Annotated in this window: 16 protein-coding genes; all 16 read left to right on the forward strand. The window is 27.2% G+C overall.

Annotated elements, in window-relative coordinates:
- Window positions 1–14: 14 nt before the first annotated feature.
- The 16 genes from ACQZHJ_RS03265 to rfbD all read left to right on the forward strand — a co-directional run bounded on the left by ACQZHJ_RS03265 (window position 15) and on the right by rfbD (window position 16,902).
- Window positions 15–1,445 (forward strand): lipopolysaccharide biosynthesis protein, encoded by a 1,431-nt coding sequence (locus ACQZHJ_RS03265; protein WP_430484113.1) that lies wholly within the window; start codon window positions 15–17, stop codon window positions 1,443–1,445.
- Window positions 1,429–2,226, forward strand: a complete 798-nt coding sequence (locus ACQZHJ_RS03270) for a LicD family protein (RefSeq protein ID WP_430484114.1) — start codon at window positions 1,429–1,431, stop codon at window positions 2,224–2,226. Before ACQZHJ_RS03265 ends, ACQZHJ_RS03270 begins: the two co-directional genes overlap by 17 nt.
- A 433-nt stretch (window positions 2,227–2,659) precedes the next feature.
- Entirely contained in the window at window positions 2,660–3,355 is a 696-nt protein-coding gene (locus tag ACQZHJ_RS03275) for a YveK family protein (RefSeq protein ID WP_430484115.1), read from the forward strand.
- Between the two features lie 16 nt (window positions 3,356–3,371).
- Complete coding sequence (locus ACQZHJ_RS03280; protein WP_430484116.1) at window positions 3,372–4,025, forward strand: CpsD/CapB family tyrosine-protein kinase; 654 nt, start codon at window positions 3,372–3,374, stop codon at window positions 4,023–4,025.
- Window positions 4,026–4,221: 196 nt separating this feature from the next.
- On the forward strand, window positions 4,222–6,120 hold the full coding sequence (locus tag ACQZHJ_RS03285) for a polysaccharide biosynthesis protein (RefSeq protein WP_430484117.1): 1,899 nt from the start codon (window positions 4,222–4,224) through the stop codon (window positions 6,118–6,120).
- Window positions 6,121–6,134: 14 nt separating this feature from the next.
- The gene (locus ACQZHJ_RS03290) at window positions 6,135–6,719 is read left to right on the forward strand and encodes a sugar transferase (RefSeq protein ID WP_430484118.1); all 585 of its coding nucleotides are present in this window, start codon (window positions 6,135–6,137) and stop codon (window positions 6,717–6,719) included.
- A gap of 360 nt (window positions 6,720–7,079) precedes the next feature.
- A complete protein-coding gene (locus tag ACQZHJ_RS03295) occupies window positions 7,080–7,943 on the forward strand; it encodes a glycosyltransferase family 2 protein (RefSeq protein WP_430484119.1) in 864 nt (287 codons plus the stop codon).
- 133 nt (window positions 7,944–8,076) lie between these two features.
- Window positions 8,077–8,688, forward strand: a complete 612-nt coding sequence (locus ACQZHJ_RS03300) for a DapH/DapD/GlmU-related protein (protein WP_430484120.1) — start codon at window positions 8,077–8,079, stop codon at window positions 8,686–8,688.
- A gap of 25 nt (window positions 8,689–8,713) precedes the next feature.
- A complete protein-coding gene (locus tag ACQZHJ_RS03305) occupies window positions 8,714–9,877 on the forward strand; it encodes a glycosyltransferase (protein ID WP_430484121.1) in 1,164 nt (387 codons plus the stop codon).
- Between the two features lie 60 nt (window positions 9,878–9,937).
- Entirely contained in the window at window positions 9,938–10,897 is a 960-nt protein-coding gene (locus tag ACQZHJ_RS03310) for a GT-D fold domain-containing glycosyltransferase (protein ID WP_430484123.1), read from the forward strand.
- A gap of 25 nt (window positions 10,898–10,922) precedes the next feature.
- Window positions 10,923–11,921 (forward strand): hypothetical protein, encoded by a 999-nt coding sequence (locus tag ACQZHJ_RS03315; protein WP_430484124.1) that lies wholly within the window; start codon window positions 10,923–10,925, stop codon window positions 11,919–11,921.
- Between the two features lie 13 nt (window positions 11,922–11,934).
- Window positions 11,935–13,053, forward strand: coding sequence for an EpsG family protein (locus tag ACQZHJ_RS03320; RefSeq protein WP_430484125.1), 1,119 nt, complete (start codon window positions 11,935–11,937; stop codon window positions 13,051–13,053).
- Window positions 13,054–13,073: 20 nt separating this feature from the next.
- Entirely contained in the window at window positions 13,074–14,495 is a 1,422-nt protein-coding gene (locus tag ACQZHJ_RS03325) for a lipopolysaccharide biosynthesis protein (protein ID WP_430484126.1), read from the forward strand.
- A gap of 14 nt (window positions 14,496–14,509) precedes the next feature.
- The gene (gene rfbA, locus ACQZHJ_RS03330) at window positions 14,510–15,421 is read left to right on the forward strand and encodes a glucose-1-phosphate thymidylyltransferase RfbA (protein ID WP_430484127.1); all 912 of its coding nucleotides are present in this window, start codon (window positions 14,510–14,512) and stop codon (window positions 15,419–15,421) included.
- 12 nt (window positions 15,422–15,433) lie between these two features.
- The gene (gene rfbC, locus ACQZHJ_RS03335; RefSeq protein WP_430484128.1) at window positions 15,434–16,003 is read left to right on the forward strand and encodes a dTDP-4-dehydrorhamnose 3,5-epimerase; all 570 of its coding nucleotides are present in this window, start codon (window positions 15,434–15,436) and stop codon (window positions 16,001–16,003) included.
- Window positions 16,004–16,017: 14 nt separating this feature from the next.
- Window positions 16,018–16,902, forward strand: coding sequence for a dTDP-4-dehydrorhamnose reductase (gene rfbD / locus ACQZHJ_RS03340; protein WP_430484129.1), 885 nt, complete (start codon window positions 16,018–16,020; stop codon window positions 16,900–16,902).
- Window positions 16,903–16,926 lie beyond the last annotated feature (24 nt).

The following is a 16,926-nucleotide window of genomic DNA, read 5'->3' on the forward strand; positions in this document are numbered from 1 at the left end:
GGGGGAGGGATGGAATGAATAAGGTGATAGAGTTTATTAAAACTTCTGGCGTTTATTTTATAGGAAGTGTGCTAAATAAACTATCCATTGTTATACTTGTTCCACTTTATACAAATAAAATAAGTCCAAATGATTATGGGACTTATGATTTGACAATGACTTATGTTACTTTATTGACTTCTATAATTTTTATAGATATTTGGACTGTTATAATGAGAGAAATGTTAGGGGTAAATAAAGAAAGGGACAAGGAAAAGTTTTTAACTAATGGTTTTATTGTGTTTTTAGGGTGTTCAGTTTTATATACAGTTTTAGTATTTGCCTTTCAACAGGTTTTTCCTATTAAATACATAATTTTAGTTTATATTTATGGAATACTTGTTTGCTTACAAAATGTTTATTCGGCTTCCATAAGAGGATTTGACTTAAATAAGGTTTATATTATTTCAGGCATATCAAACACCTTAATAACTTTAAGCTTAAATTTAATATTCTTAAATATATTTTCTCTTGGATATGAATCGCTTTATATAGCAGCTATAATAGGAGAATTTTCTCAGATAATTATTATAGAGTTAAAGGGAAAGCTCCTAAAGAAAATAAGTTTAAAGCATTTTGATTATGCTGTGGTAAAGAAGATGTTCTTAATAGCTCTTCCTCTAGGATTAAATTCAGGATTCTATTGGATTTTATTTAATTATAATAGGATTTTGATATCAGTAACCTTAGGAACTTATGAAAATGGATTATATGCTATAGGAACAAAATTCTCTTCTATATTAAGTTTGGTAACAACTTGCTTTTCCTTAGCTTGGCAAGAGATGGCATTTAAGAATGATGAGGGGAACAATGAGCTTTACACAAAAGCAAGTAACTTATATATAAATATGCTTTTAACAGGGGTAATTTTAAGCCTACCTCTAATAAGCATTGTATTTCCTATAATGGTAGGCAATGAATATTCTATGGCAAAGGATATTGTGCCATGGAGTATATTGGCAAGTGTAATGAGCATATTTAGCAGTTTTTTATCAACGATCTTTGGAGCAATAAGAGACTATAAAAGCATAATGATAGCTACTAGTATTGGAAGTGTTGTTAACATAATAGTTGTGCATTCACTAATAGGTAAAGTAGGAGTTAATGCAGCAAGCATAGCTATTTTTATAGGATTTTTAGTTAATGTAATAGTTAGAGTATATATATTAAGAAGAAGAATAAACATGAGAATAGATTTTAAGAAAATTTTAAAGTATATTCCTATTATTTTAGGTGTATCATATGTTTATTTGAATAGAGGAATGGTGGCTAATGGGATTTTACTAATACTTTCACTTGGGTTTATTTTGTATATTATGAGAAAAGAAATCATTTTTATAGGGAAAAAAATCATGAAGAAGGTTGGTAGAAGTAAGGAGGAAGAGTATTTTGAAGAGGGATGCTAAGCTTAAAAGAATACAACAAATAAGTTTAGATATATTGAAAGAAATAATAAGAGTTTGTGATGAAAATAATATAGATTATCAGCTTTGTAGAGGGAGTTTGCTTGGAGCAATAAGGCATAAAGGGATAATTCCTTGGGATGATGATATTGATATATCTATGAAAAGGAAGGATTTTGATAGATTTTTAGAAATTGCACCAAGTAAACTTCCAATGGAAATGGAAGTATTAAGCTATAAATCAGAAAAAGTATATCCTTTTGTATTTGCTAAGGTTTTTAATAAAAATACTTCTGTAGTGGAACATTATTTAGAATCAAGTGGATATAGATCAGGTGTGTATGTAGATATATTTCCTATAGATGGAACTCCTAACAATAGAATTTTAAGAAGATTACACATAGGCAAAGTTAGTTTCTATGAAAATGCATTAACGCTATCATATTTAGATGAAAATAGACATAAAGAGTGGTGGAAAAGGCTTCTTATAAAAGTTGGAAAGAAGGTTATCAACAAAGAAAAAACTCATAAAAAGGTACAGAATCTTCTAAGGAAATATGATTTGGAAAAGTCAGAACTTGTTACCATAATGGGACGGAGAAGAAGCGAACTTTTAATGCCAAAATGGATATTTGAAACAAGAATGGTTGACTTTGAGGGAATGAAAGTTAAGGGTACTAAAGAATTTGATTTGTATTTAAGTAAATTATATGGAGATTATATGAAAATTCCTGATGTGGAAAATCAAATTCAACACATGTCATATATGGATTTTAATATATAATAGCAAGAATATAGAGAGGATTAGAAGTGTAAAAAGAAAAGTTTACAAAAAGTTCACATAAGGAGATATTTGTAGAAAAAAGTCAAGTATAATTTAGGGTTAATTTGGAATATAAGTTTATTTTAGGAGTGTTGGTTCATAAATTATGAGAAAAATCAATTGTTTTTCCCATAATTTATTTTTTTTGTAATATAACAAGAAAAAGTAAAAAAAGTTTCTTGAAAAAAAAGGGATATTTTTAAAATATAATTAATATTAAATTAATTGTAAATGTATTCTTTTATGAAAAAAAGAATGGCTTAATAGGATTATTTTTACATGGTAGAGAATTCAAAAGACTTTAAGAATTTCAAATAATATTATATTATAGTTTAGTAAGATTAATTTGTTAAGAAATATTAAGTAGGAATTTTATGGAAAAGTAGGAGGGTTCATGGAAGAAAATACTATAAGTTTGCAAGAAATTGCTTATTCCCTGAAAAAGAGATGGAAGTTAATAGCATTAATAACACTTTCAGCTACTTTGGTTGCGGCAATATTAAGTTTTTTTGTAATAAAACCTCAATATGAAGCAACAACTAAGCTTTTCATAGGTAAGCAAGAGACACAAGAGAGCAATAATTACGATAATAATGATGTAATGATGTATCAAAAACTTATGAAGACTTATGCAGAAATCGTTAAAACATCTGACTTGGTTACAAAGGCTACAAAAAACGCAGATTTAAGTTACAATTCTAAAGAGATACAAGGATTGTTAGCTAATTTAACAGTAACTCCAAGTGCTGATACACAGATTTTAGATCTTAAGTTTAAGGGTGGAAATCCTAAGGAAGTTTTAGAGATAACAGAAGCCATAACAAATGAGTTTATTAAGGAATCAAAGGAACTTATACCAAATGGAAATGTTCAAATAATACAAGCTCCTCAGCTTCCAGAACATCCAGTTAGTCCAAATAAGAAATTAAATATTCTTATTGCCTTTGTTTTAGGACTTATGGTTGGAGTTGGAGTAGTTCTTTTACTTGAATATTTAGATAACACATTTAAATCTAGAGATGAATTAGAAAAAGCTTTAGATTTACCTATAATAGGAACAATACCAGATTATAATGATATGGATAATTAAAAGGAGGAGAGTTTAAATGTTAATATTAGAAAGTAAGCCACAATCAGTTGCAGCTGAAAGTTATAGAACTTTAAGAACAAATATACAATATTCTTCTTTTGATAATCCAGTAAAATCAATAGTTGTAACTAGTTCAGAACCAGGAGAAGGTAAATCTACAACTAGTGCAAACCTTGCTCTTTCTTTCGCAACAGATGGAAAGAAAGTTATAATAATAGACTGTGATTTAAGAAAACCAGTTGTACATAAAGAGTTTGGAATAAGTAATTCAGTAGGATTATCAGAGTTTTTACTAGGAAAGGTTGAGTTTGGAAAGGTAGTTTACAAGCATGAATCAGGACTTCATGTATTACCATCAGGAAAAATTCCTCCAAACCCAGCAGAGATGTTAGCTTCAAGGGCTATGGAGCATCTTATAACTCAATTAGAAGAAAAATATGATTATATAATCCTAGATACTCCTCCAGTTAATGCTGTAACAGATTCAAAAATACTTTCAACAAAGGTTGATGGAACAATACTTGTTGTAAAGTATGGTTACACAAAAAAAGAGGGTGTAGTTGAGGCAGCTAAAGCATTAAGAGCAGTAAAGGCAAATATAATAGGAACTGTTTTTAATGGGGAGGAAAGCCAAAGAGGAAAATATTATCATTATTATAAAAAAGATTAATAAAATAGAGAAAAAGCAGCTTATTACCTGATTTAAGGGTAATAAGTTGTCCTTTGTCATGTAAAAAAATTATAAAAAAGGAATTATATTTAAGTTTATAGTGTTTATGTTTATTTATTAATATACTGAGATTTAGATTACTTAAAATGAACAAGTAAAGTGATTTGAAGTAATTTGGTTAGGGGGAAAGAAAAAAGTGTCCAAAATAAGTAAGATAAAGGGAATTTTATTATTACTGATTGATATAGTTCTTATAAACATAGCTTATATATTTAGCATGCTTGTAAGATTTGCATTTAATGGACCAGTATTAGGAGATATCCCTACAGAACAATGGCATTTATATTTTAAATGGATGCCTATGATTGTAGTTATATATGTTTTATTACTTGCTGTCTTTAGAATGTATAGAAGCCTTTGGAGTTTTGCTGGATTAGATGAGGTTATGAAGGGTGTTGCAGCTTGTATAATAGGCTGTTTAATAAATGTTTTTATTATGTTTTTTGTAAATCCTAGAATACCAATGATGGTTACTTTATCAGCAGGAATTTTAACGATGGTATTTACCATTGGTTTTAGACTTTCTTTTAGAATGTACAGAAGATTAGTTATCTATGGAACATTAAAAGGAGTTAAAGAGAAAACTAAGGTTTTAATAGTTGGAGCCGGTTCTTGTGGAAGACTTGTCATTAACGAAATGAAAAGAGAGACTGGAGCAGGGTTTAAGCCTATTGGAGTTATAGATGATGATAGAAGTAAACTTGGAACCTATATAAATGGAGTAAAGGTCCTAGGAACTAGAAAAGATATAAAGAGTATTGTTGATAATGAAGATGTGGATTTGATTTTAATTGCAATAGCATCAATAACTTCTGATGAAAAGAAAAGAATAATAGAAGCTTGTCATGAAACGAAGGTTAAGGTGAAGATAATGCCTGGAGTTTATGAGATGATAGGTGGAAAAGTTAACTTAACTAAAATGAGAGATGTTGACTTAAGAGATCTTTTAGGAAGAGAAGAAGTTAAACTTGGTAAGGATGAAATAGCTAAGTACCTAAAAGGAAAGAGAGTTCTTGTAACTGGTGGAGGTGGATCTATTGGGTCAGAGCTTTGTAGACAAATAGCTTTATTTAATCCAAAGGAATTGATGATTTTGGATATTTATGAAAATAATGCTTATGATTTGGAGATGGAGTTAAATAGAACTCATCCAGAACTTAAAAAGCAAGTTATTATAGCTTCAGTTAGAGATAAGGAAAAGTTGGATTCTATATTTAATGAGTTTAGACCACAGGTAGTATTCCATGCAGCAGCTCATAAACATGTTCCTTTAATGGAGACAAGCCCAGGGGAAGCTATAAAAAACAATGTAGGTGGAACTTTAAATACAGCAGAGTGTGCTGATAAATATGGAGTAGAGAAATTTGTATTAATTTCAACAGATAAGGCTGTTAACCCAACAAATGTAATGGGTGCCACAAAGAGAATGTGTGAAATGATAATACAATCCATAAATAGAGAAAGTAAAACTGATTTTGTAGCGGTTAGATTTGGAAATGTTCTTGGAAGTAACGGTTCAGTAATTCCATTATTTAAGAAACAGATAGCAGAAGGGGGACCAGTTACACTAACAAATAAGTATATAACAAGATACTTTATGCTTATTCCAGAGGCAGCTCAACTTGTTCTTCAAGCAGGGGCTTATGCTAAGGGAGGAGAAATATTTGTTTTAGACATGGGTAAACCAGTAAAAATATATGACTTAGCTAAGAACTTAATAAAACTATCAGGATATGAGCCATTTGAAGATATAGATATTAAAATAGTTGGATTAAGACCAGGAGAAAAGCTTTATGAAGAGCTTCTTATGGATGAAGAAGGATTAACGGAAACAAAGCATGAGAAAATTTTCATTGGTAAACCTGGAGATTTTGATTTTGAAGATATAAAGAGAAATATAGAAGAGCTTATAAGTATAAGCACATTTGGAACAGGAGAAGAAATAAGGAGCAAAGTTGAAGAATTTGTTCCAACGTATAATAGATTAGACAAAAAAGAAGAAGTTGATTCAGAAGTTGCTGTTAGTAAGGCTTAAAAGGAGGTGTATAGATGAAAAGAATATTTGATTTTACTATGAGTCTTATTGCAATAGTAGTTTTTTCACCAATAATACTAATACTTTCAATAATAATAAAGTTAACATCAAAAGGGCCTGTATTCTTTAAACAAAGAAGAATAGGAAAAGATAATGAAGAATTTGATATATTGAAATTTAGAACTATGAGAGTAGATACACCTAATGTAGCAACTCACCTTTTAAAAGATCCTTCTATATTTATAACACCAGTAGGTAAGTTTTTAAGAAAAACAAGCTTAGATGAACTTCCTCAACTTATAAATATATTAAGGGGAGAAATGAGTATAGTTGGACCAAGACCTGCACTTTATAATCAGTATGATCTAAAAGATATGAGAACGGAAGTTGGGGTTCATAAATTAGTACCAGGATTAACAGGATGGGCTCAAATAAATGGAAGAGATGAGATTCCACTAGAAGAAAAGGTTGCCTTAGATAAAGAATATATGGATATTCAGAGCTTTTGGATGGATATAAAAATAATATTTATGACAGTATTTAAGGTAGCAAAAAGTGAAGGCGTTAGTGAAGGTGGACCTTCAAAGATTTTAGAATAACTTTTCTAAATGGTATGTAATTTATTATAAATTATTTTGATTGAGTTAAAAAACATAAAAGTTAATAAGAAAAATATTAGGGATTATAGGAAAATTGATTGATAAAATTAAATTCTTACTATAATTTATCTGTGTATTAGATTAAGTCAATTTATTAACTTTGTATGTTTAGTTAGAAATAATACTTAATTTAAAGTTAGTTAGTCATGTAATAGTAAGTAAAAGTTGTTTGATATGACATGACACTAATATTGGTAATTATTAATATATACTTTGAGAAATTAATTTTTTAGGTTACGCTGTAGTAGAAGACGAACGTTTGGTCGGAATTGGAGAAAAATATGTAGAGGGAGATAGTTAATGAAAGATTTATCAATTTTAATAGTAAATTATAACTCGGGTGAATTGACAAATAATTGTATAGACTCTATAAAAAAAACAGTTAAAAGAACTAATTATGAGATTATTGTAGTAGATAATGCTTCACCAGATAAAAGTGGAAAAATAATAAAAACGGGGGAAAACATAAAGTTAATTGAGTTAGATAAAAATATAGGATTCTCAGGAGGAAATAATGTAGCAATTAAGCATGCAACTGGTAAATATATATTATTATTAAATCCAGACACAATTGTATTAGATAATACAATTGATGAAATATTTAATTTTTATGAAGAAAACAATCAGAAAATAGGTGCTATAGGCTGTAAATTAATAAATTTAAATGGAGATTTAGATAAAGGATGTAAAAGATCATTTCCAACAATAACAAGTTCTATATGTCACTTTACAAAGTTAGATAAAATATTTCCAAGCAATAAAGTTTGTGGTGCTTATAATTTAACATATATAGATGAAGATACCCAAACTTTAGTTGAGTGTATATCAGGAGCATTTATGTTTATGAAACGTGAAGTAATTGATAAAGTTGGGCTTTTAGATGAAAGATATTTTATGCATGCAGAGGATATTGATTTATGTTTTAGAATAATCGAAGCAGGATATAATATTTTATATTATCCAAAGGTTAAAACAATTCATCTAAAAGGGCAAAGTAGTAAAACAAATAGTAACTTTGTAGTTAATCATTTTTTTAATTCAATGTGGCTATTTTACGAAAAGCATTATTATAATAAGAAAAATAAAGTATCTAATTATTTAGCTAAGATTGGTATTTTATCGATAAAGAAAATAATATTATTGAAAAATATAATTATAAAGTAAATTTCAAAGTATTAATATAAGATTTTTATATAAATAACATATAAAGGTTTTATTGGTAAAATTAGAGTTAATTAGGGCGTGGCATAAGTATTTATTATGGTAATAATATTATTAAGGAGTTTTAAGATTTATTATGAAAAATATATATGGATTTGGAGAAATATACAAAAATATTATCTCACTTATATATACAAAGATCTTTTATAAAGGAGCACGTTTAATACGTAGACCTATATATGTAAGAGGTAAGAAGTTTTTAAAATATGGTTCTGGTTTTAGCACAGGATATAATTGTAGAATAGAGATGTTTGATACAGAACAAGGAGAAAAGAAAAAACTTATTTTGGGGGAAAATTGTAAAATTGGAGATTATGTACATATAGCGGTTGCTGAAAAGATAATTATAGGAAACAATGTATTGTTAGGATCTAAAGTTTTAATAAGTGATTTAAATCATGGAAATTATAGCGATAATGATTTTCAGAGTTCTCCAGATATTCCACCAGATAATAGACCTATTTACTCAAAGCCTATCTATATAGGTGACAATGTTTGGATAGGAGATAATGTATGTATTTTACAAGGTGTAAATATTGGAAAGGGCTGCATTATAGGGGCAAATTCTGTAGTGAATAAAAATTTCCCGGATAATTGTATTATTGCAGGATCTCCTGCAAAAATTATTAAAATTTACAATGAAAATGAGAAAAAATGGGAATTTTTTAATGGTGATATAAAGAATTAAAATATTAATTAATATAGGTGATATAATGATTGGATTATTTAGTTTTGATGGACCGATGTATCGTGATTGTAACGGTGTTTATTGTAATACAACAATTACTGCTGAAATGTTTTCGAGATATTTCAGTGTTGTAGATAAATTAATTGTAGTAATTCGTACATTCAATTTAGATAAGACATATAAAGAAGCTAAATTGAAAAAGGTTGAATTAGAAGGGTTAGAGTTTGTTGAAATTGGTAATTTAAATTCTGTTAAGGGATTATTAATAGAAAGACCAAAATATAAAAGGGTAATTAAAGAATATGTGGAAAATACAGATATGATTTTTGCAAGAATGCCAAGTATTATTAGTGATATAACTATAAGTATTGCAAGGAGTATGGGAAAAAAATATATGGTTGAAGTCGGAGGATGTGCTTGGGATGCATATTGGAATCATGGAATTAGTGGTAAATTAGTTGCTCCTTATATGTTTTGGAATGAATTAAAAGGTATAAGAAATGCCGATTTTGCAACTTATGTGACTGAAAAATGGCTTCAAAATCGTTATCCTTGCAAATGTCCATCAATATCGGCATCAAATGTTTATTTGGAGCCAGTTGATGAGTCTGTTTTAGAAAAACGATTAAAAAAAATTCAATTTAAGAACAATAATGATGCTATTGTATTAGGAACGGCAGCAGCTGTAAATGTTAGGTATAAGGGACAAGAATATATAATAAGAGCTATATCAATTTTAAATAAGCAAGGGTATAATTTTGAATATGAATTAGTAGGTGGAGGAGATAATTCATATTTGAAGAATTTAGCGAAAAAACTTGGAGTTGAGGAGAAAGTAAGATTTAAAGGTTTATTACTACATGAGAATGTGATTAAATGGATTGATTCAATAGATATATATGTTCAACCAAGTAAACAAGAAGGACTACCTCGTGCTTTAATTGAAGCATTAAGTAGAGCTTGTCCAGCTATTGGTTCAACAACTGCTGGAATACCGGAATTAATTCAAAAAGATAATGTATTTAAAAGTGGAAATATAAATGATATTTTAAATAAACTAAAGAGTATAGTTTCTGTGGATCTTTCGGAAATAGCAAAGTGTAATTTTCAAAAAGCAAAGGAATATGAATTAGTTATATTAAATAATAAAAGAAATGAAATTTATAGAAAATATAGAGAATTTGTTTAATATAAGATGTAAGAACTGTCATTAATGAATAATTTGTTATAGGGAAGATGGAGGAAATTTATGAAAACAATAATCGAGATTAAGCAAAAACTTAATCAAAATATAATTGGTAAAATTTTTATTAAAATATATCATTATATTATTGCAATACCAGTTGCAAAAATTTATTCTTTAAAGTTTTATTTAATAAAAAACAAATTAAAAGATGTAAAATTTTATTCAATTGAAAATACATTTAGTATGTTAAAAGATAAAAATAAATCTTTATGTAGATTTGGAGATGGTGAAATATCTTGGATATATCAAGATTCAAAAGGATATTTTGGACAGGAAAATTCTAAGGAATTAAGTAATAGGTTACATAGTATAATAAGTTCAGAAAGGGATAATATACTTATTGCAGTACCTGACTTTTTTGGCTCTATGAAATCTTATAGTAAAAAACGTAGAGAATCAAGGAATACACATTTGGCTAAATATTATAAAAGATGGAATGAACTTTTGGACGAAAATAGATTTTATTCAGATGCATTAATAACAAGAGTGTATTATGGTTGTGTTGACAACAGGAGTAAATGGATGTTTAAAAGATGGAAAGATATATGGGAAAATAAAAATCTAATAATCATAGAAGGAAGTCAGACAAGATTTGGTGTAGGAAATGATTTGTTAAGTAATGCAAAGAATATTAAAAGAATTATAGCACCAGCAGAAAATGCTTTTGCAAAGTATAATGAAATATTAGATAGTTCAAAAAAATATATATCAGAAGATGTTATATTTTTAATTTCATTAGGTCCTACAGCAACCGTATTAGCATATGACATTGGAATTTGTGGTGGCCAAGCAATTGATATTGGACATTTAGACATAGAATATGAATGGTATTTATCTGGGACAATTAAAAAGAAACCTATAGCAGGTAAATATGTTAATGAAGCAGGAGGCGCATCAAGTATTGAAATAGATAAGAAAATTTTAGATAAATATAAGTCTGAAATAATAAAATATATAGTATAAAAAATTATAAGGAGAGACTACTATTTTGTATAATTTTGTTTTTTATAATGACAGCTTTAAAGAATTAGATAGATTGTTTTTTTTAGATATTGAGGAGTATAGTAATGTAAAGATAGTTAAAAGGGATAAGTTATTTAAATATAAGATTATTAATTTTATTTGTAAATGTCATTTATCTCATAGAATCAATTCAAAAATCAATTTACCATTAAAATGGATTTGGTATAAGGCACTATTTAAAAATGATTTTCCAACAAATAAAATATTATGTTTTGTGTTTACACCTGGGTGGTATTATCCGAAATTTTTTGAATATTTAAAGAGAAACTTTAATGATAGTAAATTTATATTTTATTTTAGCGATACAATTGAATCAAAATTAAAAGCTATACCTTCATTGGATATAGATTATTTAAAAGAAAATTTTGATTTGGTTTTATCATATAATCCTAAAGATGTTGAAAAATATAATTTGAAATATACATCTATATATTATTCAAAAATACCTAAATCATCTCTTGAATTAGTACCTAAATATGATGAGGTTGATGTATTGTTTATTGGTGCTGCACGAAATAGATTAAATGAAATTAAAGAAGCTTATAGTAAACTGACAAATGCTGGTTTGAAGTGTTTTTTTTATGTTGTATCAAATAAAGAAAAAAGAGAGTTTGATGATAATGGTATTTTTTACAATAAAAATGCTATGCCATTTAATGAATATATAGGACATACTATGTCTGCAAAATGTATTTTAGAAATTGTTGATAATAATACTTCAGGATGTACGCTAAGATTTTGGGAAGCTATTATGTATAATAAAAAGTTAATTACTAATTATATTGGAGTAAAAGATAATATTTTTTATAATTCTTCATACATGCAATATTTCGATTCTGTGGAAAATATAGAACCAAATTTTGTGAGTGAAAAAAATGAGGTTTTTTATAATTATAAAGGAGAAAATTCACCGGTGAATTTTTTGAAAACAATAGAAAATTATTTAATAGAAAAAGAAATATAAGGAGGATTAATTAATGACTTTATTTTTTTATCTAGAAGTAATTTTAATGAATATATTCACTGGTATTTTTTATGGGAAAAGAAATAAAAAAAAATATAGCGTTGTAATTTTATTTTTTTCATTTATACTTATATATTTATTAATGGCTGGATATAGAAATACATCTGGATTTTCTAATGATTTATTGTATAGTGAAATTGAGTTTAATAACATAAATAGTGGAGTACATTCAAATTATGAAGTGGGATATGTTTTATTGATTAAATTAGGTGGAATATTTACTAATGATTTTTATACTTTTAGAGCTGGTATAATTGCAATATTTTTGTTAATTTTATTTTGGACTATAATAAAATGGTCTCCAAGCCCACATTATGTTATCGCCTTTTTTTCTTCATATTTAGTAATATTAAGCTCAGAACAACTTAGATATTTTTTAGGGTTTGTTATTTTTGAAATTGGTTTATGTATTCTTATATATTCAGAAAATAAGCGGAAAAGATTAATTTATAGTATATTTTTATTAATTGCTTCAACTATTCATTTTTCTTTTTTAATATATTTTATATTTTTATTCAATAGTACTTCAGTAAAAAGTAAAAAAGAAAAAAATATTGCAATTTTAACTTGTGTGTTTTGTGTAATTATATTTATAAACAATAATAAAATACCAGGTTTATCTGAATTATTAAAGTATGTAAATAATGATAAGATGAATATATATATGTCTCAATCTACAAATTTAGGTTTTTTATATCCATTTTTATTACACACATCTTCACTTATTTTAACATTTTGGTCTTTGAAGTTGAGTAGTAAGTTAAGAAATAATAAAGATCAGTCAATTATTAAATATATATATAGGTTAGATTTACTAGCAATTATATTTTTTCCATTATATATGTTACAGATATCATTTTATCGTCTTGCTAGAAGTTTGCTAATAATTAATTATAATGTTTATTCAGAGATAAGAATATCGAAAAAAATTGATATTGGGGAAAGAATTTTATTTATTTTTATCGTTTGGCTTAGTGTTATACTTTGGATTATTATAGATTTAACTATAAAAACACCAGCTCAGAGTTTATTAATTCCTTTTTTTGAAGGAAATGTGTACTTGAATTTTTAGTTGATATAAAGGAGAAGTAAGTGAACAATAAAATAAGTAAACTAATAAAAAATTTTTCATATAGTGTTTCGGTTAATATAGTTGTTATGGGAACAACACTCTTATTAAATTTGATAGCACCTAAATTTTTAGGGGTAAAAGATTATTCATATTGGCAACTATATATTTTTTATTTATCTTATGTTGGTTTTTTTCATTTGGGATGGGCTGATGGAATTTATTTGCGATATGGAGGTAAAAGATATAGTGATTTAGATAAAAATAATATTAGGACACAGTTTTGGATGTTATTTATAGTACAAATAATCTTTGGAATAATATTATTTTTTATAATATGCAATAATAACGATAATAATTTTCTATTTATAATGGTTATGACTATAATATATGGTATTATTGCAAATCCTAGGTATATTATTTTGTTTGTGTTACAAGCCACTAACAAGATAAAGGAATACTCCAAAATTATGTTAGTAGATAGATTTGTATTCTGTGGATTTATGCTAATAGTATTTATTTTAAAATTTGAAAGTTATAAAATTTTAATTGTACTGGATATTTTATCTAGGATTATATCAATGATATATGCTATGCTAATATGCAAAGATATTATATTTGGAAAATTAATTAAAGTCAAAGAAGGTATTTTTCAAGCATACAAAAATATTAGTATAGGAAGTAAATTAATGTTTGCTAATATTGCAAGTAATTTAATTATAGGAATTGTTAGAATAGGAGTTCAAATAAGATGGTCTATAGAAGTATTTGGTAAGCTTTCTTTTACTATAAGCATATCAAATATAATTCTTAATTTTATAAATTCAATATCATTAGTTATATTTCCTATGTTAAGAAATATAGATAATCGTAAATTAAAAAATATATATTGTGAAATAAGGACGATGTTGATGGTTATTGTTTTAGGCACATTAATATTATATCAGCCATTAAAAGTAATACTTGAATTATGGCTTCCACAATATAGTGAAAGTTTATTCTATATGGGTATTTTATTTCCTATTTTTGTTTTTGAAAGTAAAACTTCAATGTTAACAAATACATTTTTAAAAACATTAAGAAAGGAAAAGGAGATACTAATTGTTAATTTGGTATCAATAATTCTTAGCCTAATTTTAAGTGTAATAAATATATATTTACTGGATAGTTTTATGCTAACAGTAATATCTATATTAGTTTTGATTGGGTTTAAAAGTATATATTCTGAAATAATACTATCTAAATATATAGATATAAAAATTTTAAAAGATATTATGTTAGAAGTTTCTCTTGTAATAATATTTGTTAGTATAAATTTTCTACTAGAACCGATATGTGCGATAATAACTTACTTAGTGTTTTATATAATATATATTTTTATAAAAAGAAAAGAAATAATAAAAGTATTAAATGAAACTAAATTTATGATTAAAAATAAATATTAAAAGGAGAAATTAGTATGAAAGGTATTATATTAGCAGGGGGAAGTGGAACAAGACTTTACCCAGTAACAAAAGCAATGTCAAAGCAGATGGTTCCAATATATGATAAACCAATGATATATTATCCAATGTCAGTTTTGATGTTAGCAGGAATAAAGGACATATTAATAATATCAACAGAGAGAGACTTACCTAATTTTAAGGAATTGTTCAAAGACGGAAGTGAACTAGGGTTAAATATAGAATATAAGGTTCAAGAAGCTCCAAATGGACTAGCAGAAGCCTTTATAATAGGAGAAGAGTTCATAGGAGATGATAATGTTGCTATGATTTTAGGTGATAATATATTCTATGGACAAAACTTCTCAAATAATTTAAAAGAAGCAGCAGCTTTAGAAAATGGAGCAATGGTATTTGGATATTATGTTCAAGATCCAAAAGCATTTGGTGTTGTTGAATTTGATGAAAATGGAAAAGTTATTTCTTTAGAAGAAAAACCAGAACACCCAAAATCAAAATATGCAGTACCAGGATTATATTTCTATGACAACTCAGTAATAGAAAAAGCTAAAGGACTAAAGCCATCAGTTAGAGGCGAGTTAGAAATAACAGACTTAAATAGATTATATATGGAAGAAGGAACTCTAAAAGTTAATCTATTTGGTAGAGGAATGGCTTGGCTTGATACAGGAACACATGGATCAATGTTACAAGCATCTAACTTTGTTGAAGCTGTACAAAATACACAGGGAACATATATAGCTTGTTTAGAAGAAATAGCATATAGAAAAGGATGGATAACAGCTGGACAAGTTATTAATCTTGCAAAACCATTAATGAAAACTGGTTATGGAAAATATTTAATTGATATAATTGAAGAAGTGGAAAATAAGAGAGCCTTAGAAGAAGTTGCAGCTACAAAGATTTAAGGAGTGGTAATTGTGAGTAATTTTAATTTTATTAAGACAAAAATAAAAGATTTATATATTATAGAACCAAAAGTGTTTGGAGATGAAAGAGGATATTTCATGGAAACATATAGTCAAAAAGCTTTTGAGGAAGCAGGACTTACCATGAAATTTGTTCAAGATAATGAATCAAAGTCAAAAAAAGGTGTTTTAAGAGGATTACACTTCCAAACTAAACACACTCAAGGAAAACTTGTTAGAGTTACTCAAGGAGAAGTTTGGGATGTTGCAGTTGATTTAAGAAAAGGATCACCTACTTTTGGACAATGGGAAGGTGTTTTCTTAAGTGCTGAAAACAAGAGACAATTCTATGTTCCAGAAGGATTTGCTCATGGATTTGTAGTTACATCAGATGAAGCTGTATTTAATTATAAATGTACAGACTTTTATGCTCCAGAATATGATAGTGGACTTCTTTGGAATGATAAAGATGTTAATGTAGAATGGCCTATTGATGGAATTGAGGAAATACTTTTATCAGAGAAAGATAAAAAACAAAAAACTTTAAAAGAGTTAGATATTCCTTTTATATATGAAGGCTAATCAGGAGGGTACCCATGAAAATATTAATAACAGGTTCAAATGGACAGCTAGGAAATGAACTTCAATCAATTATAAAGAGGGGAAAATCAGAAATTGGATTTGTGAGTAAAGCAATAAAAGATGCAGAAGTAGTAGCTTTAGATGTAGCAGATTTAGATATAACAGATTTAGAGCAAGTAAAAAAAGTTTTAAATGATGTAAAACCAGATGTTGTTATAAACTGTGCTGCTGCAACAAATGTTGATGGCTGCGAAAGCAATGAGGACTTTGCATTTAAAGTTAATGCTATTGGAGCAAGAAATTTAGCTATGATTTCTGAAGAAATAGGTGCTAAATTGGTTCAGGTTTCAACAGACTATGTATTTAGTGGTGTAGGAGAAAAACCATTAACTGAATTTGATTTAACTGCACCGTATAGCGTATATGGAAAAACTAAACTTTTAGGAGAAAATTATGTAAGAGAGTTTTCTTCAAAATATTATATAGTTAGAACAGCTTGGTTATATGGTTATGTTGGACATAATTTTGTCTATACAATGATGAGACTTGGAAAAGAAAGAGACAAGTTAAGCGTTGTAAATGATCAAAAGGGAAATCCAACTCATGCAAATGATTTAGCTCACCACATATTAAAACTTATAGAAACAGAAGAATATGGAGTATATCATTGTACAGGAAAAGGGGAATGTACTTGGTATGATTTTGCTACAGAAATAATGAAATTAGCAGGAAACACATGCGAAGTATCACCATGTACTTCAGATGAGTATAAAACTCCAGCTAAAAGACCGGAGTATTCATCATTAGACAATATGATGCTAAGATGCACTATTGGTGATGAGATGAGAGACTGGAAAGAAGCACTAAAAAGCTTTTTCGAAAATCAAAGAAATAATTAATAATAGAACTTAAGAGTATTGATT

This window comes from Clostridium sp. B9 (genome assembly GCF_050509515.1).
GTDB lineage: Bacteria > Bacillota > Clostridia > Clostridiales > Clostridiaceae > Sarcina.

What these genes read in the sequence shown, in the direction of transcription:
- ACQZHJ_RS03265 (WP_430484113.1), top strand. Translation starts at nt 15, where the DNA reads ATGAATAAGGTGATAGAGTTTATTAAAACTTCTGGCGTTTATTTTATA.
- ACQZHJ_RS03275 (WP_430484115.1), top strand. Translation starts at nt 2,660, where the DNA reads ATGGAAGAAAATACTATAAGTTTGCAAGAAATTGCTTATTCCCTGAAA.
- ACQZHJ_RS03280 (WP_430484116.1), top strand. Translation starts at nt 3,372, where the DNA reads ATGTTAATATTAGAAAGTAAGCCACAATCAGTTGCAGCTGAAAGTTAT.
- ACQZHJ_RS03290 (WP_430484118.1), top strand. Translation starts at nt 6,135, where the DNA reads ATGAAAAGAATATTTGATTTTACTATGAGTCTTATTGCAATAGTAGTT.
- ACQZHJ_RS03295 (WP_430484119.1), top strand. Translation starts at nt 7,080, where the DNA reads ATGAAAGATTTATCAATTTTAATAGTAAATTATAACTCGGGTGAATTG.
- ACQZHJ_RS03300 (WP_430484120.1), top strand. Translation starts at nt 8,077, where the DNA reads ATGAAAAATATATATGGATTTGGAGAAATATACAAAAATATTATCTCA.
- ACQZHJ_RS03305 (WP_430484121.1), top strand. Translation starts at nt 8,714, where the DNA reads ATGATTGGATTATTTAGTTTTGATGGACCGATGTATCGTGATTGTAAC.
- ACQZHJ_RS03310 (WP_430484123.1), top strand. Translation starts at nt 9,938, where the DNA reads ATGAAAACAATAATCGAGATTAAGCAAAAACTTAATCAAAATATAATT.
- ACQZHJ_RS03320 (WP_430484125.1), top strand. Translation starts at nt 11,935, where the DNA reads ATGACTTTATTTTTTTATCTAGAAGTAATTTTAATGAATATATTCACT.
- rfbA (WP_430484127.1), top strand. Translation starts at nt 14,510, where the DNA reads ATGAAAGGTATTATATTAGCAGGGGGAAGTGGAACAAGACTTTACCCA.
- rfbD (WP_430484129.1), top strand. Translation starts at nt 16,018, where the DNA reads ATGAAAATATTAATAACAGGTTCAAATGGACAGCTAGGAAATGAACTT.